The 22,496-nt window shown below is 53.9% G+C and carries 22 protein-coding genes; 9 read left to right on the plus strand and 13 right to left on the minus strand.

Annotation, left to right across the window (positions count from 1 at the left end; genetic code table 11):
- Positions 1–34: 34 nt before the first annotated feature.
- Positions 35–1,330 carry a cytosine deaminase gene (locus AAIG39_RS02875; protein WP_090084022.1) on the minus strand — a complete coding sequence of 432 codons (1,296 nt, stop codon included), beginning with the start codon at positions 1,328–1,330 and terminating at the stop codon, positions 35–37.
- 239 nt (positions 1,331–1,569) lie between these two features.
- On the opposite strand from AAIG39_RS02875, the gene nirB reads away from it, so the two are divergent.
- The 9 genes from nirB to AAIG39_RS02920 all read left to right on the plus strand — a co-directional run bounded on the left by nirB (position 1,570) and on the right by AAIG39_RS02920 (position 12,137).
- A complete protein-coding gene (gene nirB / locus AAIG39_RS02880) occupies positions 1,570–4,113 on the plus strand; it encodes a nitrite reductase large subunit NirB (RefSeq protein ID WP_343193156.1) in 2,544 nt (847 codons plus the stop codon).
- Positions 4,110–4,436 carry a nitrite reductase small subunit NirD gene (gene nirD / locus AAIG39_RS02885; protein ID WP_090084019.1) on the plus strand — a complete coding sequence of 109 codons (327 nt, stop codon included), beginning with the start codon at positions 4,110–4,112 and terminating at the stop codon, positions 4,434–4,436. Before nirB ends, nirD begins: the two co-directional genes overlap by 4 nt.
- Before the next feature lie 174 nt (positions 4,437–4,610).
- Positions 4,611–5,420 carry a nitrite transporter NirC gene (gene nirC, locus AAIG39_RS02890; RefSeq protein WP_090084017.1) on the plus strand — a complete coding sequence of 270 codons (810 nt, stop codon included), beginning with the start codon at positions 4,611–4,613 and terminating at the stop codon, positions 5,418–5,420.
- Positions 5,421–5,558: 138 nt separating this feature from the next.
- Positions 5,559–6,923, plus strand: a complete 1,365-nt coding sequence (gene cysG, locus AAIG39_RS02895; RefSeq protein ID WP_343193157.1) for a siroheme synthase CysG — start codon at positions 5,559–5,561, stop codon at positions 6,921–6,923.
- Between the two features lie 338 nt (positions 6,924–7,261).
- Entirely contained in the window at positions 7,262–8,602 is a 1,341-nt protein-coding gene (gene frlA / locus AAIG39_RS02900; RefSeq protein ID WP_090084014.1) for a fructoselysine/psicoselysine transporter FrlA, read from the plus strand.
- 21 nt (positions 8,603–8,623) lie between these two features.
- Complete coding sequence (frlB, locus tag AAIG39_RS02905) at positions 8,624–9,646, plus strand: fructoselysine 6-phosphate deglycase (RefSeq protein ID WP_343193158.1); 1,023 nt, start codon at positions 8,624–8,626, stop codon at positions 9,644–9,646.
- A gap of 50 nt (positions 9,647–9,696) precedes the next feature.
- On the plus strand, positions 9,697–10,527 hold the full coding sequence (gene frlC / locus AAIG39_RS02910) for a fructoselysine 3-epimerase (protein ID WP_090084010.1): 831 nt from the start codon (positions 9,697–9,699) through the stop codon (positions 10,525–10,527).
- A complete protein-coding gene (gene frlD / locus AAIG39_RS02915) occupies positions 10,524–11,309 on the plus strand; it encodes a fructoselysine 6-kinase (RefSeq protein WP_090084009.1) in 786 nt (261 codons plus the stop codon). Before frlC ends, frlD begins: the two co-directional genes overlap by 4 nt.
- 96 nt (positions 11,310–11,405) lie before the next feature.
- Positions 11,406–12,137 carry a GntR family transcriptional regulator gene (locus tag AAIG39_RS02920; protein WP_041851397.1) on the plus strand — a complete coding sequence of 244 codons (732 nt, stop codon included), beginning with the start codon at positions 11,406–11,408 and terminating at the stop codon, positions 12,135–12,137.
- Between the two features lie 134 nt (positions 12,138–12,271).
- On the opposite strand, the gene trpS is transcribed toward AAIG39_RS02920, so the two are convergent.
- The 12 genes from trpS to AAIG39_RS02980 form a co-directional block, all read right to left on the minus strand.
- On the minus strand, positions 12,272–13,276 hold the full coding sequence (gene trpS, locus AAIG39_RS02925) for a tryptophan--tRNA ligase (RefSeq protein ID WP_090084006.1): 1,005 nt from the start codon (positions 13,274–13,276) through the stop codon (positions 12,272–12,274).
- Positions 13,269–14,030 (minus strand): phosphoglycolate phosphatase, encoded by a 762-nt coding sequence (gene gph / locus AAIG39_RS02930; RefSeq protein WP_090084005.1) that lies wholly within the window; start codon positions 14,028–14,030, stop codon positions 13,269–13,271. Before gph ends, trpS begins: the two co-directional genes overlap by 8 nt.
- The gene (rpe, locus tag AAIG39_RS02935) at positions 14,023–14,700 is read right to left on the minus strand and encodes a ribulose-phosphate 3-epimerase (protein ID WP_343193159.1); all 678 of its coding nucleotides are present in this window, start codon (positions 14,698–14,700) and stop codon (positions 14,023–14,025) included. Before rpe ends, gph begins: the two co-directional genes overlap by 8 nt.
- Positions 14,701–14,783: 83 nt before the next feature.
- On the minus strand, positions 14,784–15,605 hold the full coding sequence (gene dam / locus AAIG39_RS02940) for an adenine-specific DNA-methyltransferase (protein ID WP_090084001.1): 822 nt from the start codon (positions 15,603–15,605) through the stop codon (positions 14,784–14,786).
- A gap of 123 nt (positions 15,606–15,728) precedes the next feature.
- Positions 15,729–17,045, minus strand: coding sequence for a cell division protein DamX (gene damX / locus AAIG39_RS02945; RefSeq protein ID WP_249572576.1), 1,317 nt, complete (start codon positions 17,043–17,045; stop codon positions 15,729–15,731).
- A gap of 90 nt (positions 17,046–17,135) precedes the next feature.
- A complete protein-coding gene (gene aroB / locus AAIG39_RS02950; RefSeq protein WP_249572575.1) occupies positions 17,136–18,224 on the minus strand; it encodes a 3-dehydroquinate synthase in 1,089 nt (362 codons plus the stop codon).
- A 55-nt stretch (positions 18,225–18,279) separates the two neighbouring features.
- A complete protein-coding gene (gene aroK, locus AAIG39_RS02955; RefSeq protein ID WP_035892101.1) occupies positions 18,280–18,801 on the minus strand; it encodes a shikimate kinase AroK in 522 nt (173 codons plus the stop codon).
- Between the two features lie 294 nt (positions 18,802–19,095).
- Complete coding sequence (hofQ, locus tag AAIG39_RS02960; protein WP_343193160.1) at positions 19,096–20,334, minus strand: DNA uptake porin HofQ; 1,239 nt, start codon at positions 20,332–20,334, stop codon at positions 19,096–19,098.
- Positions 20,297–20,653 (minus strand): HofP DNA utilization family protein, encoded by a 357-nt coding sequence (locus tag AAIG39_RS02965; protein ID WP_343193161.1) that lies wholly within the window; start codon positions 20,651–20,653, stop codon positions 20,297–20,299. The genes hofQ and AAIG39_RS02965 overlap by 38 nt, the downstream gene beginning before the upstream one ends.
- The gene (locus AAIG39_RS02970) at positions 20,640–21,104 is read right to left on the minus strand and encodes a HofO family protein (protein ID WP_343193162.1); all 465 of its coding nucleotides are present in this window, start codon (positions 21,102–21,104) and stop codon (positions 20,640–20,642) included. The genes AAIG39_RS02965 and AAIG39_RS02970 overlap by 14 nt, the downstream gene beginning before the upstream one ends.
- Positions 21,088–21,627, minus strand: coding sequence for a PilN domain-containing protein (locus AAIG39_RS02975; RefSeq protein ID WP_343193163.1), 540 nt, complete (start codon positions 21,625–21,627; stop codon positions 21,088–21,090). The genes AAIG39_RS02970 and AAIG39_RS02975 overlap by 17 nt, the downstream gene beginning before the upstream one ends.
- Positions 21,627–22,412 carry a type IV pilus biogenesis protein PilM gene (locus AAIG39_RS02980; RefSeq protein WP_343193164.1) on the minus strand — a complete coding sequence of 262 codons (786 nt, stop codon included), beginning with the start codon at positions 22,410–22,412 and terminating at the stop codon, positions 21,627–21,629. Before AAIG39_RS02980 ends, AAIG39_RS02975 begins: the two co-directional genes overlap by 1 nt.
- Between the last annotated feature and the right edge of the window lie 84 nt (positions 22,413–22,496).

Consider the following 22,496-nt stretch of genomic DNA (forward strand, 5'->3'; position numbering starts at 1 on the left):
GACCACGCATTGTGTGGTCATTCTGCTATCACCTTCACTCGCTCTTGCGATAAAACGCCACTTCTTCACCACCACTGTCCGTCTGAATCCAGCTTTGCGCCGGTTGCGTGGTGGCAATCACTCGCCCCTGGCGAATGGACCAGCGCACCGGTGACTGACATCGCACCGCGTCAAAACCGCTTTCAACCGGTAAAATGATCATATTTGCCGGATTACCTGGCACAATACCGTAGTCCTTAAGACCAAAGGTTCTGGCGCTATTGTCGGTAATCAGCCGCAGGCCATCATCAATTTGCTGATACCCCATCAACTGGCAAACATGCAGACCCATATGCAGTACCTGCAACATATTGCCGGTGCCGAGTGGGTACCAGGGATCAAAGACATCATCATGGCCAAAGCAAACATTAATCCCGGCAGCCAGCATCTCCTTCACGCGGGTGATCCCGCGCCGCTTCGGATAATCATCAAAACGCCCCTGCAGATGGATATTCACCAGCGGATTAGCGACAAAGTTAATACCGGAGAGTTTCAATAAGCGGAAAAGGCGAGATGTATAGGCGCCATTATAGGAGTGCATCGCCGTGGTGTGGCTGGCGGTAACGCGCGCGCCCATCTCCATTTTCAACGCCAGCGCGGCAACCGTTTCGACAAACCTCGACTGTTCGTCGTCTATCTCATCACAATGGATATCCAGTGGTCGGTCATATTTCTTCGCCAGCTCAAAGGCGATATGCAGCGACTCCACCCCATACTCGCGGGTAAATTCAAAATGGGGAATTGCCCCTACCACGTCAGCGCCAAGCTGTAAGGCTTCTTCCAGCAAGGCTGCGCCGTTGGGATAAGACAAGATCCCCTCTTGCGGGAAGGCAACGATTTGCAGGTCTATCCAGGGCGCAACTTCCTGCTTCACTTCCAGCATTGCTTTTAGCGCTGTCAGGGTCGGGTCGGAGACATCAACATGGGTGCGAACATGCTGGATACCATTCGCCATTTGCCATTTCAGCGTCTGCCAGGCTCGCTTTTTCACATCATCATGGCTGAGTAATGCTTTACGTTCTGCCCAACGCTCAATTCCCTCAAACAGGGTTCCCGACTGATTCCAGTTTGGTTCCCCTGCGGTTTGGGTGGTATCAAGATGTATGTGCGGTTCGATAAAGGGTGGCAGCGCCAGCCCGCCCCTGGCATTTAAGACTTCGTAACTTTCATGCTGCGGGGCGCTCATCGGGGTGATATCACCAAAGTGGCCCTTCTCAATCGCGATTTGCCATAGCCCTTTTCGCCCAGGTAAATGAACGTTCTGAACCAGCCAAAGTGGTGTTGCCGTCATACCTCTACCCCCTGGTTATCACTGAAACGTTGTTTCAGGCAATTGCCTTAAATTCACTTCTTTTTTGTACACAATTTCCACAACCCTGAAAAGCCTGACAGATCCGCGACTTATAAAAAACCATCAAAATCAATTATCTACCCATTAAGTAGTAGGTGAAGATGTATTTGACCTGCATCAATAAGTACCAGGGCTGAATCGTTAAGGTAGGCAGTAATAGAAAAGAAATCGAGGCAAAAATGAGCAAAGTCAAACTCGCTATAATCGGTAACGGCATGGTCGGTCACCGCTTTATTGAGGATCTCCTTGATAAAGCAGATGCCACCCAGTTCGAGATTACCGTTTTTTGTGAAGAACCCCGTAAAGCCTACGATCGCGTTCACCTGTCTTCCTACTTTTCGCATCATACTGCGGAAGAACTGTCGCTGGTACGTGAAGGTTACTACGAAAAGCATGGCGTTAACGTTCTCGTTGGCGAACGGGCAATTACCATCAATCGCCAGGAGAAAGTGATCCACTCCAGCGCCGGTCGTACTGTCTATTATGACAAACTGATCATGGCGACAGGCTCTTATCCGTGGATCCCGCCCATTAAAGGCTCCGAAACGCAGGATTGCTTTGTTTACCGCACCATTGAAGACCTTAATGCCATCGAAGCCTGCGCTCGTCGCAGCAAACGTGGTGCGGTGGTCGGTGGTGGTCTGCTCGGGCTGGAAGCAGCCGGCGCCCTGAAAAACCTCGGTATTGAAACGCACGTTATCGAATTTGCCCCCATGCTGATGGCTGAACAGCTCGATCAGATGGGCGGTGAACAGCTTAAACGCAAAATCGAAAGCATGGGCGTGCGTGTGCACACCAGCAAAAACACCAAAGAGATTGTCCAGGAGGGCATAAGCGCACGCAAAACCATGCGCTTTGCCGATGGTACCGATCTGGAAGTCGACTTTATCGTCTTCTCAACCGGTATTCGCCCGCGCGACAAACTGGCAACCCAATGCGGGCTGGATGTAGCCCAGCGTGGCGGGATCGTGATTAACGACGCCTGCCAGACCTCCGACCCGGATATCTACGCGATTGGTGAATGCGCCAGCTGGAATAGCCACGTCTACGGTCTGGTCGCACCGGGCTACAAAATGGCGCAGGTCGCTGTAGACCATATCCTTGGCAATGCGAACGCCTTTGCCGGTGCGGACATGAGCGCCAAGCTGAAACTGCTGGGCGTGGACGTTGGCGGGATCGGCGATGCCCATGGCCGCACGCCGGGCGCACGCAGCTACGTTTACCTCGACGAAAGCAAAGAAGTCTACAAACGCCTTATCGTTAGCCCTGACAACAAAACCCTGCTTGGTGCAGTACTGGTGGGCGATACCAGCGACTTCGGCAACTTGTTGCAGCTGGTATTGAATGCGATTGAGCTACCGGAAAACCCGGACGCCTTAATCCTGCCGGCACATGCCAGCAGCGGCAAACCCTCCATCGGCGTCGATAAACTGCCAGACAGCGCACAGATCTGCTCCTGCTTCGACGTCACCAAAGGCATGCTGATCTCTGCCATCAACAAGGGCTGCCATACCGTTGCGGCCCTGAAAGCGGAAACCAAAGCCGGGACCGGCTGCGGCGGTTGTATTCCACTGGTCACTCAGGTGCTGAACGCCGAGCTTGCGAAACAGGGCATCGAAGTGAACAACAACCTGTGCGAGCACTTCGCTTATTCTCGCCAGGAGCTGTATCACCTGATCCGCGTCGAAGGCATCAAATCCTACGATGAACTGCTGGCCAAACACGGCCAGGGTTACGGTTGTGAAGTGTGTAAACCGACGGTCGGCTCTCTGCTGGCCTCCTGCTGGAATGAGTATGTGCTCAAGCCGCAGCATACGCCACTGCAGGACACCAACGACAACTTCCTGGCGAACATTCAGAAAGACGGCACCTACTCCGTTATCCCGCGCTCTGCGGGTGGCGAAATCACCCCGGAAGGGCTGATGGAAGTGGGCCGTATCGCCCGCGAATTTAATCTCTATACCAAAATTACGGGCTCCCAGCGTATTGGTCTGTTTGGCGCGCAGAAAGACGATCTGCCGGAAATCTGGCGTCAGCTGATTGAAGCCGGTTTCGAAACTGGTCACGCCTATGCCAAAGCGTTGCGCATGGCGAAAACCTGTGTCGGTTCCACCTGGTGCCGCTACGGCGTAGGCGACAGCGTGGGCTTCGGCGTTGAGCTGGAAAACCGCTACAAAGGCATCCGTACTCCGCACAAAATGAAGTTCGGGGTTTCCGGCTGTACCCGTGAATGTGCCGAAGCGCAGGGTAAAGACGTGGGCATTATTGCCACCGAAAAAGGCTGGAACTTGTATGTTTGCGGTAACGGCGGGATGAAACCGCGCCATGCGGATTTGCTGGCGGCGGATCTTGACCGGGAAAACCTGCTCCGGTACCTCGACCGTTTCATGATGTTCTACATCCGTACGGCTGACAAACTGACCCGCACGGCCTCCTGGCTGGATAACCTTGAAGGCGGCATCGATTACCTCAGAAGCGTCATCATCGATAACAAACTGGGCCTGAATGACCAGCTTGAAGCCGAAATGGCCCGTCTGCGCGACGCCGTTATCTGCGAATGGACCGAAACCGTTAACAACCCGCAGGCACAGGTACGCTTCAGACACTTTATCAATAGCGACAAACGCGACCCGAACGTTCAGGTTGTGGCAGAACGCGAGCAACACCGCCCGGCAACGCCATATGAACGCATCCCGGTAAAAATGGTGGAGGAAACCGTATGAGCCAGTGGAACACTATCTGCAAAATTGACGATATCATCCCGGCGACGGGTGTATGCGCTCTGCTGAATGGCGAACAGGTGGCCATTTTCCGCCCGCGTCGCGATGAACAGGTTTTCGCGATCAGCAATATCGACCCGTTCTTTGAAGCCAGTGTGCTCTCTCGTGGCCTGATTGCCGAGCACAATGGAGAACTGTGGGTCGCCAGCCCGTTGAAAAAACAGCGTTTCCGCCTGCGTGATGGGTTATGTATGGAGGACGAAAGTCGTTCTGTGGCCCACTTCGACGCGCGTGTTAAAGACGGCGTAGTGCAACTTAAAGCCTGAGGAAATGGGAGGCGCAATGCCTCCCTCTTTTTGGATTCATCAAAAGCGTAATCGCTTATTGAGCCAGTTTTTTAATTTTAACTTTTCGTTATTTACACAAAATCATTGGTGCTGCGTCGTGATGGCAACTGAACGACTTCCGGCGCAAAGATAACGTGTTAAAGGATAATCAATATGTTCACCGACACTATCAATAAGTGTGCGGCTAACGCTGCGCGCATTTCACGCCTCTCTGCTAATAATCCTGTAGGTTTCTGGATCAGTTCTGCTATGGCGGGTGCCTATGTAGGTTTAGGGATTATTTTAATTTTTACCCTCGGCAACTTGCTAGACCCGTCAGTGCGCCCGTTGGTGATGGGCGCAACGTTCGGTATCGCGTTAACACTGGTGATCATTGCCGGTTCTGAACTCTTTACCGGCCATACCATGTTCCTGACACTCGGAGTGAAAGCAGGCACCATTACCCAGGGTCAGATGTGGACTATTCTGCCGCAAACCTGGCTGGGTAATCTGTTAGGCTCCGTGCTGGTTGCGTTGCTGTATAACTGGGGTGGCGGTAGCTTACTGCCGCTGGATACCAGCCTTGTTCATACCGTTGCACTGGCCAAAACCAACGCACCGGCAGGCGTTCTGTTCTTTAAAGGCGCACTGTGTAACTGGCTGGTTTGTCTGGCAATCTGGATGGCGATTCGTACCGAAGGCGCCGCAAAATTCCTCGCCATCTGGTGGTGTCTGCTGGCTTTTATCGCCTCTGGCTACGAACACTCCGTTGCCAACATGACGCTGTTTGCCCTCTCGTGGTTTGGTCACCACAGCGAAGCGTATACCCTCTCCGGAATCGGCCATAACCTGTTGTGGGTAACCCTGGGCAATACTTTCTCCGGTGCCGTGTTTATGGGTCTGGGTTACTGGTATGCTACGCCGAAAGCGGAGCGCCCGTCTGCAACCCAGACAGCAAAGAGCCAACCAATTACAACCAATTAATAAAAACACGAACAATTCGAGCTGCAGGCAGCAGGCAACACAGCGAATCCCGAGGAGCTTACTGGTGTAAGCGACTGGATGAGCGAAGCAGCCAACGCACCTGCGGCGCGAAGAATGAAGTGTATTTGAGGTGATGTCGTGGACCATTTACCCATTTTTTGTCAATTACGCGACCGCGCCTGCCTGCTGGTAGGCGGAGGCGATGTCGCAGAACGTAAAGCCCGACTTTTAATGGACGCTGGTGCACGGCTGACCGTTAACTCACTCACCTTCGCTCCCCAGTTTCATGTGTGGGCGAATGAAGGGATGCTAAAGCTGGTACAAGGCGGTTTCGACGAAAGCCTGCTCGATCCATGCTGGCTGGTCATTGCCGCAACGGATGATGAAGCCGTCAACCAGCAGGTCAGCGATGCAGCCGAATCGCGCCGTATCTTCTGTAACGTGGTGGACGCGCCGAAACAGGCGAGCTTTATCATGCCATCGATCATCGACCGTTCTCCGCTGATGGTCGCCGTCTCTTCCGGCGGCACCTCGCCGGTACTGGCGCGCCTGCTACGGGAAAAGCTTGAATCGCTACTCCCCCAGCATCTCGGACATGTTGCCCGCTACGCAGGCAAACTGCGGCGCCGCGTAAAAGACCACTTTGCCAGCGTCGCCGAGCGCCGCCGCTTCTGGGAAAAACTGTTTGTAAATGACCGTCTCGCCCAGTCGCTGGCGAATCAGGATGCTCCGGCTGTCGAAGCCATCATCGGGCAACTGCTTGCCGAACCGCTGGATCATCGTGGCGAAGTGGTGCTGGTAGGTGCAGGTCCGGGCGATGCCGGTTTGTTGACGCTCAAAGGGCTGCAACAGATCCAGCAGGCCGATGTGGTGGTCTATGACCGCCTGGTCTCGGATGAAATCATGAACCTGGTACGCCGCGATGCCGACCGCGTGTTTGTTGGCAAGCGTGCGGGATATCACTGTGTACCGCAGGAAGAGATTAACCAGATCCTGTTACAGGAAGCGCAACGGGGCAAACGGGTGGTGCGCCTGAAAGGGGGCGATCCGTTTATCTTCGGACGCGGCGGTGAAGAACTGGAAACCCTTTGCCACGCGGGCATTCCCTTTTCGGTGGTACCAGGCATTACCGCCGCCTCAGGTTGTTCTGCATATTCCGGCATTCCATTAACCCACCGGGATTATGCCCAGAGCGTACGCCTGATAACGGGCCATTTAAAAACCGGCGGCGAGCTGGACTGGGCAAACCTGGCAGCAGAAAAACAGACGCTGGTCTTTTACATGGGGCTAAACCAGGCGGCGACCATTCAGGAAAAATTGATTGAGCACGGTATGCAGGCTGATATGCCTGTCGCGCTGGTAGAAAACGGCACCTCAGTGAAACAGCGCGTCGTCAGCGGCATCCTGACTGATCTGGGGGAACTGGCCCGGCAGGTCGAAAGCCCGGCGCTCATCATCGTAGGCCGTGTCGTCGGCCTGCGCGATAAACTTAAGTGGTTTTAGCCTTTACTTCATCAGGTCAGTCATTTCACCGACGCTACCCCGGATAAGGCGTTTACGCTGCATCCGGGATTCCCGGGTGCGCTTACCCGGGCTACGCTGTTTCATAAGCCCCGGGTCGCCGGGATAATTCTTTCTTTTTTATTCAACAGGTTAACCATTCCACTGGCATGAAATTGCCATCACGTGGCGATTTTGTGATCTCTCTCCACAATACAATTCATTATGTGTTGTTATATTGGTTATGTGTCGTCATATGTTGAAATCTACCGTTGGCTGTCGGCGGATTTCAGGCAACACCCTTTTGACCCTACATACAACATTCTAAGAAAGGTATTGATATGAAAAGCCAGGAACTTCAACGCAAGCTCGGCTTCTGGGCCGTGCTCGCTATCGCCGTCGGGACAACCGTCGGCTCCGGTATTTTCGTTTCAGTGGGAGAAGTGGCGAAAGCCGCAGGATCGCCGTGGCTAACCGTGCTCGCTTTCGTCATTGGCGGTCTGATCGTTATTCCACAGATGTGCGTCTACGCCGAGCTTTCTACCGCATACCCTGAAAACGGCGCGGATTATATTTATCTGAAAAATGCGGGCAGCCGTCCGCTGGCCTTTCTCTCCGGCTGGGCCAGCTTCTGGGCCAACGATGCCCCCTCGTTGTCGATTATGGCGCTGGCGGTGGTCAGCAACTTCAACTTTTTGATGCCGCTCGATCCACTCACCGGCAAGCTGGTGGCGACGGCGCTTATCGTCATGTTTATGCTGCTGCATCTGCGCTCTGTCGAGGGCGGCGCCGCCTTCCAGACGCTGATCACCATCGCTAAAATTATCCCCTTCACTATCGTTATCGGCGTTGGCATTTTCTGGTTCAAAACCGACAACTTCGCTGCGCCAGAGGCTAGCGCCACCGTTACGGCGACATCTGGCATTATGGCCCTGCTGGCGGGGGTGTCGGCCACCAGTTGGTCTTATACCGGGATGGCCTCCATCTGCTATATGACCGGTGAAATCAAAAACCCCGGCAAGACCATGCCGCGGGCGTTGATTGGCTCCTGTCTGCTGGTTTTAGTGCTCTACTCTCTGCTGGCGCTGGTTATTTCCGGTCTGATGCCTTTTGAAAAACTATCGGCCTCGGAAACCCCCATCTCCGACGCACTGACCTATATTCCGGCGCTGGGTAGCATGGCGGGCATTTTTGTGGCGATCACCGCGATGATTGTTATTCTCGGTTCGCTTTCCAGTTGCGTGATGTACCAGCCGCGTCTGGAGTATGCGATGGCGAAGGACAAGCTCTTTTTCAAATGCTTCGCCCATGTTCACCCGAAATACAACACCCCGGATGTCTCGATCATCTTGCAGGGAGCGCTCGGGATCTTCTTCATCTTTGTCTCCGATCTGACCAGCCTGCTCGGTTACTTCACCCTGGTGATGTGCTTCAAAAACACCCTCACCTTCGGCTCAATTATCTGGTGTCGCAAACGCGACGACTATAAACCGCTCTGGCGTACACCTCTGTTTGGCCTGATGACGTTCCTCGCCATCTGCTCGAGCCTGATCCTCGTCGCCTCTACTTTTGTCTGGGCGCCCATTCCTGGTCTTATCTGCGCCCTGATCGTTATCGCCACCGGCCTGCCTGCTTATGCCTTCTGGGAAAAGCGCAACCGTCGACTGGCCGCACTTTCGTAAACCCGTCTGGAGAAACGTTACATGTTGGATATTGATAAAAGCACTGTGGATTTCCTGGTTACCGAAAATATGGTGTCGGAAGTGGAGAAAGTTCTGCAGCAGGATGTTCCCCGCGTCCATAGCATCGTTGATGAAATGGTTCGTCGCGGTGTTGACCGGATCTATTTCGTGGCCTGCGGATCGCCGCTCAATGCTGCGCAAACGGCGAAGCATCTTGCGGATCGTTATTCAGATTTACAGGTTTATGCGATTTCCGGCTGGGAGTTTTGCGATAACACCCCGCACCGCCTGGACAGCCGTTGCGCAGTGATAGGGGTTTCGGATTACGGCAAAACCGAAGAGGTGATTAAAGCACTGGAATTGGGCCGTGCCTGCGGCGCGCTCACCGCCGCCTTCACTAAAAAACCGGACAGCCCGATCACCGTCCCGGTGGAGTACGTCGTGGATTACCAGGCCGACTGCATCTGGGAAATCCATCTGCTGCTCTGCTACAGCGTGGTGCTGGAGATGGTGACCCGCCTCGCGCCACATGCGGAAATCGGCAAAATCAAAACCGATCTGCAAAAACTGCCGCAGGCGCTGGGCTATCTGGTACGGAACTGGGAAGAGAGAGGTCGCCAGCTTGGCGAGCAGGCAAGCTCATGGCCGATGATCTACACCGTTTCCGCCGGCCCGCTGCGCCCACTGGGCTATAAGGAAGGCATTGTCACCCTGATGGAGTTTACCTGGACGCACGGCTCGGTTATTGAGAGCGGGGAATTCCGCCATGGACCGCTTGAAGTGGTGGAGCCCGGCGTCCCCTTCCTGTTCCTGCTGGGTAATGACGAAAGCCGCCACACGACCGAGCGCGCCATCCGCTTTGTGAAAGCGCGTACTGATAACGTCATTGTCATCGATTACGCCGACATCGCTCAGGGTCTGCACCCGTGGCTGGCGCCGTTTTTGATGTTCGTGCCGATGGAGTGGCTCTGCTACTACCTGTCGATTTACAAAGATCACAATCCGGATGAACGTCGCTATTACGGCGGCCTTGTGGAGTATTGATTTCGCTATCCGGCCCGTCCGGGCCGGTTTTCCTTAAAAGGAGCAGAGCAATGAAAACTGGCATGTTTACTTGCGGACATCAGCGTTTACCCGTTGAAGAGGCATTTCGTGATGCCCATGAGCTGGGCTATGACGGTATCGAACTGTGGGGCGGGCGTCCCCACGCTTTCGCCCCTGATTTGAAAGCGGGCGGTATCAAAAAGATCAGAGAGCTTGCCCGTAGCTGGCAGTTACCCATTATCGGCTACACGCCAGAAACCAACGGCTACCCGTGGAATATGATGCTGGGGGACGAGCGGATGCGCCGCGAAAGCCTGGATATGATCAAGCTGGCGATGGATATGGCCAAAGAGATGAACGCCGGATTCACGCTCATCTCCGCCGCCCACGCAGGTTACCTGACCCCACCGGATGTTATCTGGCAGCGCCTGGCCGATAATCTGCATGAGCTGTGCGAGTATGCGCAGGACATTGAGATGGATCTGGTGCTCGAACCACTTACGCCTTATGAGTCCAACGTTATCTGTAATGCCAATGATGTGCTGCGCGCCTTTTCCCTGGTCCCGTCGCCGCGCCTGTACAGCATGATTGATATCTGTGCCCCCTGGGTGCAGGGCGAGCCGGTGATGAGCTACTTCAACAAACTGGGCGATAAACTTCGCCACCTGCATATTGTCGACAGCGACGGTGCGAGCGACAGCCACTATATCCCCGGTGAAGGCAAAATGCCGCTGCGTGAACTGATGTGCGATGTTATCGCCAGCGGCTACAACGGTTATTGCACAATTGAACTGGTGACAATGTACATGAACGAGCCGCGGCTATTTGCCCGTCAGGCGCTGGAGCGCTTTCGCGCGTTGCTGCCGGAGGAGAGCGCATGAAACGGCTGGCGACCATCGGCGATAACTGCGTCGACATCTATCCACACCTCGGCAAAGCCTTTTCCGGTGGCAATGCGGTAAACGTGGCGGTTTACAGCACCCGTTACGGCATGGCACCAGGCTGCGTGACCTGGGTTGGCGAGGACGAATACGGTCGGATGTTAAAGGACGATCTGGCCCGGATGGGCGTCGATACCAGCCATGTGCATGTCAAATGCGGCGTCACCGCGCAAACTCAGGTGGAGCTGAAGGGTAATGACCGGGTACTGGGTGACTATACCGAAGGGGTGATGGCCGATTTTGCACTGGATGAGCAGGATTTCGCCTGGCTTGATGACTATGACATGATTCACTCCGCTATCTGGGGCCACGCTGAAAGCGCCTTTCCCCGGCTGCATGCGACGGGCAAACTGACAGCGTTTGATTTTGCAGATAAGTGGGAGAGTCCGCTCTGGCAAACCCTGCCGCCGCATCTCGATTTTGCCTTTGCCTCGGCGCAGCAGGAGGACGACATACTGAGAGAGCGTATGCAGACGATAGTCGCGTGCGGCGCAGGCATCGCTATCATCACGCTGGGTGAAAATGGCAGTATCGCCTGGGATGGCGAACATTTTTATCGCCAGCCCGCTGCTTGCGTTGATGTCATCGATACCATGGGTGCGGGGGACTCTTTTATCGCCGGTTTCCTTTGCGCTATGGCCTGCGGCAGGTCGCTCACTGTTGCGATGGAACAGGGTACACTCAGCGCGGCGCGCACTATTCAATATCACGGTGCATGGTAATCCTGTGCTGGCATGAGCCGCATCATGCCAGCGCTCTGTTACTCGCTGATAAACAACCCTATAATTCCTCTATTCCATTCTTTTCAGGGTTGAGCCATGCCAGCTACGGACCGCTATTCTCACCAACTGCTTTACGCCACGGTTCGCCAGCGCCTGCTGGATGATATTGCCCAGGGCGTCTACAAAGCCGGACAACAGATCCCCACCGAGAGTGAGCTTTGTGCGCAGTACAATGTAAGCAGAATCACAATTCGCAAAGCGATAAGCGATCTGGTGGCGGACGGCGTACTGATCCGCTGGCAGGGAAAAGGAACCTTTGTACAAAGCCAGAAAGTGGAAAATGCCTTGCTGACCGTCAGCGGGTTTACCGATTTTGGCGTCTCACAGGGTAAGCCGACGAAAGAGAAAGTCATTGAACAGGCGCGTATCTCTGCGGCGCCGTTTTGTGAAAAGCTGAACATTCCGGGTAACAGTGAAGTTTTCCACTTAAGCCGGGTGATGTATCTGGACAAGGAGCCGCTCTTTATCGACAGCTCATGGATCCCGCTGTCGCGCTACCCGCAATTTGATGCGTATTATAGCGAGGGAGAATCAACCTATCAGCTTTTCCAGAAGCATTTTGATACGCGGGTCGTGAGCGACAAAAAGACGATCGATATTTTCGCTGCCACCCGTTCACAGGTGCAGTGGCTTAAATGCGAACTGGGCGAGCCGCTGTTTCGCATCAGCAAAATCGCCTTCGATCAGAACAGTAAACCGGTACATGTTTCCGAGCTTTTCTGCCGGGCCAACCGTATTACGCTAACGATTGATAACCAGCACGCGTAGCCTGAACATCCCGGATGCGGCGTAAGCGCCTTCTCCGGGCTACTTTTTAGAAAACTGCAATTCCGGATCGCATAATCGATGCCCTCACCCCTTTGGGGAGAGGGCCAGAGTGAGGGGAATATCCCCCGGAGGACTTACGGCTTCGCCACGAAGCCAATAGCCTCGTAGACTTTCTTCAGCGTTTCAGACGCACGGGCACTGGCTTTTTCCGCACCCTCTTTCATGATCTTCTGCAAGTACGCTTCGTCATCGCGATAGCGGTGATAACGCGCCTGCAGCTCTGTCAGCATACCGGAAACGGCATCTGCTACTTCGCCTTTCAGATGGCCGTACATTTTGCCTTCGAAGTGCTGTTCCAGTTCCGGAATACTCTGGCCGGTCACAGCAGAGAGAATATCCAGCAGGTTAGAAACACCCGCTTTATTCTGGATGTCATAACGCACTACCGGTGGCTCGTCACCGTCGGTCATTGCACGTTTGATTTTCTTCACCACCGATTTCGGGTCTTCCAGCAGGCCGATAACGTTGTTGCGGTTATCGTCAGACTTGGACATTTTCTTCGTCGGCTCCAGCAGCGACATCACGCGTGCGCCGGATTTCGGAATGAACGGCTCCGGCACTTTGAAGACATCGCCATAGATAGCGTTAAAACGCTGGGCGATATCGCGACTCAGTTCCAGGTGCTGTTTCTGGTCTTCGCCGACCGGAACCTGATTGGTCTGATAGAGCAAAATATCCGCCGCCATCAGTACCGGATAATCGAACAGACCGGCGTTAATGTTTTCGGAATAACGCGCTGATTTATCTTTGAACTGGGTCATACGGCTCAGTTCGCCGAAATAGGTGTAGCAGTTCAGTGCCCAACCCAGTTGTGCATGCTCCGGCACATGGGACTGAACGAAAATGGTGCTTTTCTCAGGATCGATACCACATGCCAGATAGAGCGCCAGCGTGTCCAGGGTCGCTTTGCGCAGTTTTTCAGGATCCTGACGCGCGGTGATGGCATGCAGGTCAACGATGCAATAGATGCAATGATAGTCATCCTGCATGTTTACCCACTGACGCAACGCACCCATGTAGTTACCAATGGTCAGTTCACCTGAAGGCTGTGCGCCACTAAATACGATGGGTTTAGTCATGTTTCACGTCCTGATTTTCACTGTGCGGGAGCCCGAGTGCGGGCAGTAGTTCGTTGAAGCGGTCGTACACGTAGTCCGGCTCACTCAATGTAATGGCTTCGCCGTAATTGTAACCATAGGTCATGCCGACAGAGCAACAGCCAGCAGCCTGAGCGGCGAGAATATCATTACGAGAATCGCCGACGAACAGCAATTCGTTCGGTGCCAGCCCCAGCTTCTCCGCTACCAGTAGCAGCGGTTCCGGGTGAGGCTTTTTGTTTTTCACGTCGTCACCACCGATGACCACGCGGAAATAGTGCGCAATACCCAGCGTTTCAAGGAGCGGGGCAACAAATGGCGTAGGCTTGTTGGTTACCAGCGCCATCGGGAAACCTTTTTCGTGCAGTGCAGCCAGCGTATGGGCCACGTCAGGGAACAGAAAACTGCCCTCTTCCACTGACTCAGCGTAGTAGCGGTCAAACAGCCTACGCAGCATCATTGCCTGCTCTTCCTGTGGAATATCCGCATGGTTAATCGCCGGTTTCCCGGACGCAGCACGCTGCGCGTTGCGCTCCTGCAGCGACCAGCTTAGTGCCCGTGACATCAGCACATCCGCGCCATTACCAATCCAGGTGATGACACGATCTTCACCCGCCTGGGGCAGTTCCAGCGCATATAATGCGTTATCTACTGCTGCCGTCAGCCCCGGTGCGCTGTCCACCAGCGTACCGTCAAGGTCAAAAGCTATCCCACGAATTGCCTGCATTTTATCCATGACTTACCTTTGCCAGTTCATTGCGCATTTCATCAATGACTTTTTTGTAATCCGGCTGGTCAAAAATCGCCGAACCAGCAACAAACATATCTGCACCTGCCGCAGCGATTTCAGCGATATTGCTGACCTTTACACCGCCATCCACTTCCAGACGAATATCAAAACCAGATTCATCAATCCGACGACGTACTTCGCGCAATTTATCAAGCGTATGTGGAATGAAGGATTGCCCGCCGAAACCCGGGTTAACCGACATCAGCAGAATCACATCCAGCTTATCCATAACATAATCCAGATAGCTCAGCGGGGTGGCAGGGTTAAATACCAGTCCTGCTTTACAGCCGTGCTCTTTAATCAATTGCAGCGTACGATCAACATGCTCAGAAGCTTCCGGATGGAACGTAATAATGGTTGCCCCGGCGGCGGCAAAGTCCGGCACCAGACGATCAACAGGCTTCACCATCAGATGGACATCAATCGGCGCCGTAATGCCGTAATTACGCAGCGATTTCAGTACCATCGGTCCAATGGTCAGGTTAGGCACATAGTGGTTGTCCATGACATCGAAGTGAACCACATCTGCACCGGCAGCCAGCGCACTGGCAGTATCTTCACCCAGGCGGGCAAAGTCAGCCGACAGAATCGAGGGGGCAATCAAATACTGAGTCATCCGCATCTCCTTGAGAAGAATATAAATTCATTTTACAGGGTGTAGACAAACGCATTCATTCCTGACGGCGAAGCCGCTCTGGCTCAGACAGTTGCCGGGCGATAGAGCGCCAGCAGTTCATCCACCTTTTTACGCGTCCCACCGTTGCTGCTGATACTGCGTCGTACTTTCACAACGTGCAGTTTCGCCTGGCTATACCACTCACGCGTCAGCGCTGTGTCGTGGTTGGAAATCAGAACCGGGATCCGGTTATGTACCAGGCTCTCGGCAATGGCAGCCAGATGAGCCTGTTGCTCCAGAGTAAAGCTATTCGTATGGTACGCCGTAAAATTCGCCGTGGCTGAGAGCGGTGCGTAGGGCGGATCGCAATAGACCACCGAATTCGCATCCGCACGCGCCATGCTTTCAGCATAGGATTCGCAATAAAAAAAGGCATTCTGCGCCTTTTCAGCGAAATGATACAACTCAGCTTCCGGGAAGTATGGTTTTTTGTAGCGGCCAAACGGTACGTTAAATTCGCCGCGCAGATTATAACGACACAGGCCGTTATAGCCGTGGCGGTTAAGGTACAAGAATAACAGCGCACGCCGGAAAAGATCCTGGCTCTGGTTAAACTCTGTGCGCAACTGATAATAGGTTTCAGACTGGTTCGTCGCGGGCGTAAAGAGCTCCCGTGCGCCCTGAACATACTCATCGGCGCGTTCTTTGACGATGTTATAAAGGCCAATCAGATCGCTGTTGATATCCGCAAGAATGTAACGGGAAAATGAAGTATTAAGAAATACCGAGCCAGCACCAACGAAGGGTTCGATCAGGCATTCGCCTTTTGGCAAATGTCGTTCAATATCGGCAAGCAGAGGGTACTTCCCCCCTGCCCATTTCAGAAAAGCGCGATTTTTTTTCATGCTGGATGATTGATTACACTCTCTCCGGCTGTGGAGACAGCTCCGACAGCATCCTGCGCTTTATACACGTTATCATTCAGGCAAAGCCTGGGTGGCCTGCCTGAATGATGTTGTGACGTGAAATTATTTCAGGTCGGCCTGAACCTGATGAATAGGCTTGGCCCACGGGTTTTTAGCCTGAACATCTGATGGCAGTGCAGCAACAGCGCGTTTTGCATCATCCTTAGAGGCATACACACCGCTGACCAGTACATACCACGGCTGGCCATTACGTGTCGTCTGATAAACCACAAAGTTTTTCAGATTTTCTTTTTTGGCCCAGGCATTCAGGTTGTTGTAATTCGATGAACTGCTTAACTGCAGCGTGTAATGATCGGCGGGCGCAGATTTCAGCGAGCCCACATTACCCGTTGCCACATTCGTGCTGGCTGCAGGCGCCGCAGTAGCTGCTGGTGCCGCAGGTGCAGTAGTGCTGGCCGTCGCTTTCGGCGTCGTCGCAGCCACGGTCGGCGCTTTAACTGGCTCTGAGGCAACCACTTTTGGTTGCGCTGCAGGTGCCTGAACAACAGCTTTCGGCTCTGCCTTCATCACTGGCGGTTTGACCTGCTGCTGTGGTTTCGGTTCGCTAACCGCTTGTTTGTGTTCCGGGCGAGTCGTTGCCGTATGGTTTTCTGCGGTAGCTGCGCTATGAGCAGCATTTCCGCCGCCGTTACGGACTGGCGCAACGGTTGCTGGTTCTGTCGGCAGCGTGCTGTTTGCCACCGCGTTGTTGATCTGCGCCTGGTTTTGCGGCGAAGTCAGCGCGGTGTTCAAATCGCCTTGCACTTCAAGACGCTGCTGAGTACCTGTGTTTGCAGGTGCCTGGCTTTGAGAAGGCGTAGAAGAGATTGGCGGCAGAGAAATATCCTGCGATGTATTGCCCGTCGTTGGCTGTGCAGCGCCCGCAGTTTGTTCTGCAGAAGTGGTGCCTGGCGCAGGCTGAGTGGCATTAGCCTGATCGGCTGCACCACCGCTCCCCGAAAGGTCGATGTTTTTGCTGCCAGAAGTGCTCTGTTGAGCCGTACTGTTGCTGGAAGGGGCTTTCAATGCGGAACCGATACCGACAATCAACAGCAGCAGTACCAGAACACCAACCCCCATCATCACATACTGACGTGAAGCAGGTTTTGCGGCGGCGGCTTTTTTACGCTTACGTGGGCGACGCTCTGCGCGCTCCTCGTCCAGTGAGTTTTCTTCCGCTTCATAATCTTCTTCTGCGTATTCTTCGCGATCATCGCGCGTCTTACGTGTTCTCGAAGGGCGACGCTCGTCAGCATCAAGTTCAACATCATCAAAATTGATCTGCGGCTCATCAACACGTTCAGAAGATTGACGAGAACGACCAGTACGACGATCGCTGGGATCGGGTTTCAGCTCGTCTTCTGGTTTGAATTCATCCATTTAACACCCCACTCAAAGGCTCATACTAACAACTATTGCATTCGCCCGAAGTTAAACGCTACGCACGCGCAGCAAGACCTTTCTAATAAATTACGCCTGCTGACAATCAGCAATAGCGCCAAGTACAACGTCTTGTGACACTCCGCCACGAACTTCGCTTTTCCCTATTGCCAGCGGAAGCACTAAACGCAGCTCGCCGGCCAGAACTTTCTTGTCACGCAGCATGTGCGGGATATAGGCCTGTGCGGTCATTTCCTTCGGTCCGTGAACCGGCAGACCTGCACGCTCAAGCAGGTTAATGATGCGCTGGGTATCATCTTTACTGAACTGCCCAAGACGTTCGGAAGCACGCGCTGCCATCACCATTCCGGCAGCAACAGCTTCACCATGCAACCAATTGCCGTACCCCATTTCGGCCTCAATAGCATGACCGAAGGTATGCCCCAAATTCAGTAAAGCACGTAAGCCTGTTTCCCGCTCGTCAGCCGCTACAACTTCGGCTTTCAGCTCACAACAACGGCGAATACAGTACGCCATTGCCGGGCCGTCCAGACGCAACAGCGCGTCCAGATTTTGCTCGAGCCAGTCAAAAAATGCGCCATCAAGGATGATGCCGTATTTGATAACTTCGGCGAGACCAGAGGAAAGTTCGCGCGCGGGCAGCGTCTTCAGACAGTCGAGATCCACCACCACCGAGGCTGGCTGGTAGAACGCGCCAATCATGTTTTTGCCAAGAGGATGGTTTACCGCCGTTTTGCCGCCAACAGAAGAGTCGACCTGCGAAAGTAACGTCGTAGGAACCTGAATAAAACGCACGCCGCGCTGATAGCTGGCTGCGGCAAAACCGGTCAGATCACCTACTACTCCGCCACCCAGCGCGACAAGTGTTGTGTCCCGGCCGTGAGGTTTTTGCAAAAGCGCAGTGAAGACCGAGTCCAGCACCGTCAGGCTTTTATACTGCTCGCCATCGGGTAAAACCACGCTATCGACTTTGATACCAGCCGTTTCAAGCACATGGCGAATCTTGTCGAGGTAGAGCGGAGCCAGCGTTTCATTAGTGACCAGCATGACCTGGTCACCGGATTTCAGGGGCGAGAAGGAAGCTGGATCGTCAAACAAACCAGCCGCGATGGTGATAGGGTAACTACGATCCCCAAGAGTGACTGTGATCCTCTCCATGACGCGACATCCACCTTATTTGCTTAAACCCGCAGGCCTGTGTATTACGCCAGAATTAGTTGCTTTCCAGCATGTGAATAATCTGGTTTGCGACGACTTTCGCGCTCTGATCGTCAGTGCGAATGGTAACGTCGGCAATCTCTTCATACAGCGGATTGCGTTCATCAGCCAGCGCTTCCAGCACTTCACGCGGCGGCGTTTCCACCTGTAAAAGCGGACGTTTTTTGTCACGTTGAGTACGAGCCAGCTGCTTCTCGATAGTGGTTTCCAGATAAACCACTACGCCACGGGCGGAGAGACGATTACGGGTTTCGCGAGACTTCACAGAGCCACCACCGGTTGCCAGTACAATTCCCTGTTTTTCCGTTAGCTCGTTGATGATTTTTTCTTCGCGATCGCGGAAACCTTCTTCACCTTCTACATCGAAGACCCAGCCCACATCAGCTCCGGTTCGTTTCTCAATCTCTTGATCAGAATCGTAAAATTCCATATTGAGTTGTTGAGCTAACTGACGCCCAATAGTGCTTTTGCCGGCACCCATAGGCCCAACCAGAAAGATATTGCGTTTCTCTGCCATTTTTTCGGTACTACTAAGACTATTCGTTGATGATAAATCCGCTCCGTTGACACCGTGCGAAGCCGGACATGAACTGAAACCTCATATGCGATAGTGCGAGAGTCAGACCAAAAATTATCTCAGTACTGAGACTGGTTTGGCAACTGAATAAATCGCCGACCAGACGTTAACACTACTTATGGTAAGACGGAGATTGCTGACGCTCAAATCGGTACTCCTTGTAAGCTAAATCATCTCTCACGTCAAACACCTGTAGCGAGTTCGGCAGAAAAAGCGCTACAGAATATGTATCGATCACCGTACCGGGACAAGCCGGGGTGTAATAAAGACTACCAGTTCACGGCGCTCATTATCTTTGCCATCATGACGAAACAGTCGGCCAAACCAGGGGATTCCCCCTAAAATTGGTACACTGTCAGAACCGAGCTTATGCTTTTGCGAGAAAATGCCCCCGAGCGCCAGAGTGTCACCGCTTTTTATTTCGACCTGTGTTTCAATTTCTTGTTTATCAATCGCCAATACCTCGCCATCTGCCTGCTGGAGCACCTGACCCGGCATGTTCTGGGTAATACGCAACTTAAGACGTACACGATCATCAGGTAGCACAGTCGGCGTCACCTCCATACCCAACACCGCCTCTTTAAATTCCACCGACGTTGCGCCGCTTTCGCCGCTGGATACCTGATAAGGGATTTCACTACCTTGTTTAATGCTGGCAGGCTGCATGTGGGACGCCAGTAATCGCGGGCTGGCGATGATCTCCAGTTGCTGTTTTTGTTCCAGTGCGGACAATTCAATATCCAGTAAGCGCCCGTTAATACTGCCTATATTAAAACCGCCCCGGATACTGGCGCTTTCTACTGACAGATCGCTGGATAGTGACGATGCCTGGCCACGTTTACCAGGCTTTGTCGCCTCCCCCAGTCCCCATTTCACTCCGAGCTCGCGCAAACTCTTTTCATTGATGGTAACGATATGCGCCGCGAGCTCAATCTGTTCGACAGGCAAATCCATCTGTGCAACCCACTTTTCCAGCGCATCAAGCGAGGCCTTATGATCGCGGAGCACCAGCCGATTAAGGCGATTGTCCACCGTGATCGTTCCTTTCGGCCCAAGAAGTTTTTCTCCAGCCTTCGCCAATTCACTGGCCTGCGCATAACGCAGCGTCACGCTACGCTCTTCCAGTGGCAGACTCTGTTTTTGTTTTTCCAGTTCCGCCTCACGCAACTGATATTGTTGTTGCTGCCAGTTTGCAGAATGCACATATAAGATGTTGCCTTCTCTGCGTAGTGTTAGCCCGGCGCTGGAAATCACCGTGTTTAATGCCTGCTTCCAGGGAACATCGACAAGATGCAAGGAGAGCGTTCCGCTGACATCTGGCGAGACCACCAGATTATGTTTCTCCTGCTCGGCAAGCGCCTGTAAGACCTGAGTGACGGGAACATCATCCACCATTAATGTCACGGGGGCAGGTGTTGCCGCGCTCGCCGCTACGCTACTGAGAAAAAGCGCTACTAATGCTGTTCTTTTCATTTTGAGATCCTTCTCGTTTCCAGTGCCAGCGCGCGGGTTCACAATCCTCCCCTGTCGCGATGCGCATCTCTTCTTTATCAAATTCCATCACGTGCCAGCCCCCCGGAAGCGTTTCTCCCTTATGTACGCGTCGCCACCTCCCGGCGGGATCGCGCACTATTCCTGTCGCTGTCTGAGCCATTACCACTACCCCCTGGTAATGCCAAAGTTCAGGCTGGCCGGCCATACAGCGCTCGGGAGGCGGCTGGAAAGGATCACGCATGCCCGCCAGCATCAGCACCAGCAAACATGCCGCTGCGATACGTTCAGCCGCCATCATCGCTCTCCACCTGGAGTACAAAACGCAGCGCATTTTCCCCTGCGGTGATCGAAAAAGCGGATGTGAGCATCTGCCGTTCAGCAAGCCAGTAAAAGGTCCGGGGAATCGCTACCCACTGCGCCTCCAGCACCATCTCGCCACCCCGTTCAACAGGACGCCAGCGAATAAGTTGGGCATCATGAGTATGGAAATCCAGAGGTGAAAAGGCCTTTGGAACGTCCGCCTGAGAATGCGGTATCTCCGGTGGTTTGAGGGCCAGAATATCCCGCCAGCTGGCCTGTAGCGCCGCCTGTTGCACAAGACGTTGTTGCTCCCGTGCCGTTTGTTCACGCGTTATGGGTTTAATCTGCCACCACCACACCACAAGCAGGAGAAAAACCATCAGAAACAATCCATACGCCGCCCGGGCTCCGGGCGAGAGGGCGTACCAGAGATCAAGGCTGCGCGGCATGTTCATCTTCCTTATTAAGCTGATAGTGAAACTGCCAGCGCCCCTGCGCATCCCGCTCAGTCGAACCGGCCTGGCGAAGAAGAAAACCGTCTGTCGTTTCCAGCGCCTGCTCCAGTTCACTTAATGACTGAAAAGTTCTGGCAAACCCCGACACGCTCAGTTGCCCTTGTTGAAAATGCATTTCCGTAAGCCAGGCGTTGTCGGGCATTTTGTCTGCCAGTTCAGCCAGCCGCTGCTGCCACCGGCGGGTATGGCTATGACGATGCATTCTGGCCTTCTGGTTTAACCACGACTGACGTAGCGCCTGGAAATGCGGCTGTTTTGCCTTCAGCGCTGATAACATCTGCGTGTCGGATTGCAGCCACAGCGTAGCGATCCGCTTGTCCTGAGCCGTTTTTGTATGAAACAGCACGATGATTAGCGCCATCATGCCCGCAACGGACACCAGCAGTTGCCCCCAGAAACGCCGACATGCCTGCCGCCGCTGCTCTCGCCAGGGTAGCAGGTTGAACATGTGTTCCATTAGCGTACCGCTCCCAGTGCCAGGCCAATCGCCACCGCGAAACGCAAACCATTTGTCGGCAGAGGCGGTTGCCGCTGCACAATCGCGCACCATGGATCAAAATCAGGCGTTGCTGCTGTGCATAGCGCAATGTCGGCGATGTCCAGCCCGAGACTCGCGCTTAGCTGGTTTACAGTAGGATGATCTTCATGTGATCGACGCCCCCATCCGGTGCGTGTTGCCCATAGCCATTGCGCGTCGCATTCCCAAATAAGGCAACGTGCCGGAGGCGGTAAAAAAGGGACGAGATGCTGCAATGCGCAGGCATCAGGCGTCAGGGAAACCAGATTCAGATGCAGGGATGCCGCCAGTTTCAGCATTTCGGCCACTTCTTTATGCTGCGCCGCCGTCACGCTATAGGCCTGCGCCATTGAATCTTCGGTATAGTCGAAACGTAAATCTGCCGCTGCCATTTCAAGTTCACGCGCCATAGCATGAGAAACCCAGCTTGCCAGTTCATTTTCGCGTAAGGCCATTGCCGGTCGAGGGAGCTTACGCTGCAAAGTGCGCGCTGCCGGGAATGCCAGTCGTACCCGGTGGCGCTGCGGTAATGATTTTCGCCACGGTAAAAGCGCGGTCAACAACTGTTGTGGTGCCTTAAGCTGCCCGTTTTCAACTGTGCCCAATGGTAACGGGATGTGCCACCAACGGCGTAACGCCCACCCGGCTCTGCCCGGGGTTAATGCAACGCTGAAAACGCTATCTTGCTGAATATGCAGTCCAATCTGCCAGTGCCCGAATGCCATAAATCGCGACCTCCTTATCGCCAGGAAAGATAACGGCTATATCAATGCATCAGGCTTGCATTTATACTACCGCGCGGTTGTTTA

Source organism: Phytobacter palmae, from assembly GCF_039409775.1.
GTDB lineage: Bacteria > Pseudomonadota > Gammaproteobacteria > Enterobacterales > Enterobacteriaceae > Phytobacter > Phytobacter palmae.

What these genes read in the sequence shown, in the direction of transcription:
- AAIG39_RS02875 (WP_090084022.1), bottom strand. Translation starts at nt 1,330, where the DNA reads ATGACGGCAACACCACTTTGGCTGGTTCAGAACGTTCATTTACCTGGG.
- nirB (WP_343193156.1), top strand. Translation starts at nt 1,570, where the DNA reads ATGAGCAAAGTCAAACTCGCTATAATCGGTAACGGCATGGTCGGTCAC.
- nirD (WP_090084019.1), top strand. Translation starts at nt 4,110, where the DNA reads ATGAGCCAGTGGAACACTATCTGCAAAATTGACGATATCATCCCGGCG.
- nirC (WP_090084017.1), top strand. Translation starts at nt 4,611, where the DNA reads ATGTTCACCGACACTATCAATAAGTGTGCGGCTAACGCTGCGCGCATT.
- frlA (WP_090084014.1), top strand. Translation starts at nt 7,262, where the DNA reads ATGAAAAGCCAGGAACTTCAACGCAAGCTCGGCTTCTGGGCCGTGCTC.
- frlB (WP_343193158.1), top strand. Translation starts at nt 8,624, where the DNA reads ATGTTGGATATTGATAAAAGCACTGTGGATTTCCTGGTTACCGAAAAT.
- frlC (WP_090084010.1), top strand. Translation starts at nt 9,697, where the DNA reads ATGAAAACTGGCATGTTTACTTGCGGACATCAGCGTTTACCCGTTGAA.
- frlD (WP_090084009.1), top strand. Translation starts at nt 10,524, where the DNA reads ATGAAACGGCTGGCGACCATCGGCGATAACTGCGTCGACATCTATCCA.
- AAIG39_RS02920 (WP_041851397.1), top strand. Translation starts at nt 11,406, where the DNA reads ATGCCAGCTACGGACCGCTATTCTCACCAACTGCTTTACGCCACGGTT.
- trpS (WP_090084006.1), bottom strand. Translation starts at nt 13,276, where the DNA reads ATGACTAAACCCATCGTATTTAGTGGCGCACAGCCTTCAGGTGAACTG.
- gph (WP_090084005.1), bottom strand. Translation starts at nt 14,030, where the DNA reads ATGGATAAAATGCAGGCAATTCGTGGGATAGCTTTTGACCTTGACGGT.
- rpe (WP_343193159.1), bottom strand. Translation starts at nt 14,700, where the DNA reads ATGACTCAGTATTTGATTGCCCCCTCGATTCTGTCGGCTGACTTTGCC.
- dam (WP_090084001.1), bottom strand. Translation starts at nt 15,605, where the DNA reads ATGAAAAAAAATCGCGCTTTTCTGAAATGGGCAGGGGGGAAGTACCCT.
- damX (WP_249572576.1), bottom strand. Translation starts at nt 17,045, where the DNA reads ATGGATGAATTCAAACCAGAAGACGAGCTGAAACCCGATCCCAGCGAT.
- aroB (WP_249572575.1), bottom strand. Translation starts at nt 18,224, where the DNA reads ATGGAGAGGATCACAGTCACTCTTGGGGATCGTAGTTACCCTATCACC.
- aroK (WP_035892101.1), bottom strand. Translation starts at nt 18,801, where the DNA reads ATGGCAGAGAAACGCAATATCTTTCTGGTTGGGCCTATGGGTGCCGGC.
- hofQ (WP_343193160.1), bottom strand. Translation starts at nt 20,334, where the DNA reads ATGAAAAGAACAGCATTAGTAGCGCTTTTTCTCAGTAGCGTAGCGGCG.
- AAIG39_RS02965 (WP_343193161.1), bottom strand. Translation starts at nt 20,653, where the DNA reads ATGATGGCGGCTGAACGTATCGCAGCGGCATGTTTGCTGGTGCTGATG.
- AAIG39_RS02970 (WP_343193162.1), bottom strand. Translation starts at nt 21,104, where the DNA reads ATGCCGCGCAGCCTTGATCTCTGGTACGCCCTCTCGCCCGGAGCCCGG.
- AAIG39_RS02975 (WP_343193163.1), bottom strand. Translation starts at nt 21,627, where the DNA reads ATGGAACACATGTTCAACCTGCTACCCTGGCGAGAGCAGCGGCGGCAG.
- AAIG39_RS02980 (WP_343193164.1), bottom strand. Translation starts at nt 22,412, where the DNA reads ATGGCATTCGGGCACTGGCAGATTGGACTGCATATTCAGCAAGATAGC.